General features: G+C 32.5%; 2 protein-coding genes. Both read right to left on the reverse strand.

Annotation, left to right across the window (positions count from 1 at the left end):
* Positions 1–276: CobW family GTP-binding protein (locus tag FNZ60_RS07840; protein WP_142417046.1), on the reverse strand; the 276-nt coding region annotated here is incomplete at its 3' end.
* 21 nt (positions 277–297) lie between these two features.
* Positions 298–1,041 (reverse strand): creatininase family protein, encoded by a 744-nt coding sequence (locus FNZ60_RS07845; RefSeq protein ID WP_142417047.1) that lies wholly within the window; start codon positions 1,039–1,041, stop codon positions 298–300.
* Between the last annotated feature and the right edge of the window lie 1,949 nt (positions 1,042–2,990).

Below are 2,990 nucleotides of genomic sequence, written 5' to 3' on the forward strand. Positions count from 1 at the left end.
AAATCGATGAGAGCGTTGCATCAAACTTTCCAGAATGCGAATGAGATCGCCGCGCACAGTACAGCAAACGCAGCCGTTATTCATTTCATAAATTTCTTCATCGGATTCAATGATTAGGTCATTATCAATTCCAATTTCACCAAATTCATTGACAATGACGGCATAACGTTTACCATGATTTTCACTGAGAATGCGGTTGAGAAGTGTGGTTTTTCCGGCACCAAGATAGCCTGTGAGAACCGTAACGGGAAGTTTTTTTTGAGGAGTCATTTCCATGAGGGAACCTTTTATTATTCTTTATTGCCATGTTTTTATGTTAAAACGATTGATATCATCAAGTAAATCACGAAGCTGAGACAGAACATGAAAAAAGATTGCTTCACCGGCTTTTGGTGTTGCTTTGCTTGCGTTTCCTGCGGCACCTTGCGGGTTTAAATCACGCATTGTCCAGCCAAAGGCATGCGGACCATAAGCGCGTAAATAGCGATAATTGGCAATCATATCGGCTTGTTTATTATGAAAATTTACGGCCTTTTCCATATGGACTTTTTCTGGGGCTAAATAGAGCATGAGAGAGGTTTCGATAAAACCGCCGTGGATATCAAGATGCTGTTGAGAAGGTTCTATCAGACCTTGTGGCAAAGCAAAACGGCTCCAGCTTGTTGCCACAGCGAGCATGGAGAAGCGCCTTCGCAATTCAGTGATAACAATACTCATTAAAGGAGAATTGCCTCCGTGAGCATTGAGAAGAAGAAGACGGTTGATCCCTTTGTGATAGCAATTTTCACCAATTTTTATCCAGCGCTGAATTGCATCAGAAAAGGTGAGGCTTTGTGTCTCTATAACATCCATATGCTCTATAGAATAACCAATTTTTTCAACCGGTAAAAGGGCGATATGATATTTCTCTTTTGTTTGTAGTGTCAGGGCTTTTGCAAAAGCTTCAGCAATAATCCAATCGGTTTCAAAGGGAAGGTGCTCTCCGTGATATTCATGTGCACCTAAAGGTAAAAGAGCGAGAAAAGGCGTGTTAGATACCATAAATTATTGTCCAAAAGAGAAGTTAATACAGACAAAGTGATCAAAGGTGCTGGCACTATTTAATCTATCTATAAGAGAAACGCAAATAGGCATATTTTTACATCCCATAGGGTCGTGTTCTAAAAATGAGGGCTTTATTAAAAATAATGAAGGTTTTATTGAGAGAAGCAAACACAGTTTTTGATGGAATATGGGGTTTTTAATGGAATATGGGGTCGCCCTTTTAAAGATAGGTATTTTTTGTCAGCGTTTTTGATGCGTCTTTTTGTTTTTGATCAGTCAATATTTCGGAAGATTAAAGACTTTCCAGTAGGAAATGAAAAAATTTTTTTCATTATAGCTTAAAAAGACACGTTTAGATGAAGTTATATATTCTTCTTTTTACTATGGAGTGAGGATAATTGTTCTTGTTGTTGTCAAAGGGCTGCAATGATACAGACTTTAGTTTTAATTAGGCTTCTTTGCGTTCTTAATGCAAGTTTACATATCTATCTTACAAAAGGATAGAAATATTGCTGCACTTATTTAATTTTACTTTGACAGTATTTTAACAGATTTTAATGTTCATAGAAAAATCAATGTAATGGGAAGAATTGACGTGAGATGAAATTGCATGATGACAAGATATTGATTTATAAAGAGTATTTATTTTTTCCATGTTGAGTCAATAAAAACTATATCTCTTGTCCATCACAAGTGGATGAGCTGTGTAGAGTAAAACTGCGCTGGTATGCTTTTTATGAACCATCTCAAGTTTTAAGGGCTCGTTTACAACTTTTAAGGGCTGTTTTACAATATTGAGCGCTGACAAAGTGTGTTAATCCGGCTTGCTCTTTTATTAAGCGTTAAGATGCTGTTTAATGAATTTACCTTTATACTATTTGACGCGTAGTATCGTGAAATTGCAGAGAGCTTGATGAGTTGACCAGATAATAAAGGAAAAACACCGTTGAAACTATAATAAATAGAATCTCATTGTATTGCACATCTGCTTGTTTTAAAGAAAAATAAGGTATCTCAGCTTATTTTATAGCGCTGTGCCTCGAATGGATAATCGGTATAATAAAAAATCCATACTATAAAATCCATTGTACAGTACTATATTTAAACTTTTAAAGTAATAATGTGGCGCTATCATAAACTTTATCAACTCCCACTTTTTACAACATTTTACAACACAACTTAGTCTTTAAAATATCTCATAAGTTGATATTTTTTTCTTCAAGCTTTTTTTACACACCACTCTCGCCTTAGACACTACGCTCGTTTGTGAGATGCAAGCAAATAAATTTGATTGATTCAATATAAACAGCGTTAAACTTAAGCGAAATTTATAATCGTTAGGTTTTTCATTCAATATGCATAATAATAAACTATGATTATAAACCAGTATCTTGGCATTAAAGTATTTTGGTATTAAGATGAGCGATTGATAAATTTATTGTTTAATATCGATTTTTAAGCGTTATTTTTTCAAAGCACTTATTTATTAATTTTTTATAATATTCCTCTTTAAGTTAGAATGGCACAAATGCAATTCTCTCGCAGGGTGCTTTATCATTTTTCCTTCAAATATTTGATCAACTTTTTTATTCAAGTCTTAACGACGCTATATATTAAATTATAGCATCTATACTTATATAGATTATAATATATAAAACTAAATTTTATAAAATAGTTTTTATTAATATTTTACTTTGTTGTTTAAAGTAAAAATATAATATATAATTTATGTTTAAAATATTTAAAAGTAATTTTTATTTCTATATTTTTATAGTATTTCTTCTTTTGTTTACACAAACTTTATTTTCAAAAATTGCAGAATGTCATGTAAATATTGCTAAATATTTTTTTTAAAGAGAATTATCTTTTACTAAGCAAGAAAAAAATATAGTGGCTCAAAATATAAAGAGAGCTGTGATTTATCCTATTGAAGAAAAAAATCAGCT

The sequence above is a fragment of the Bartonella massiliensis genome, assembly GCF_902150025.1.
GTDB lineage: Bacteria > Pseudomonadota > Alphaproteobacteria > Rhizobiales > Rhizobiaceae > Bartonella > Bartonella massiliensis.

Coding starts and splice junctions, on each gene's coding strand:
- FNZ60_RS07845 (WP_142417047.1), bottom strand. CDS start 1,041: ATGGTATCTAACACGCCTTTTCTCGCTCTTTTACCTTTAGGTGCACAT.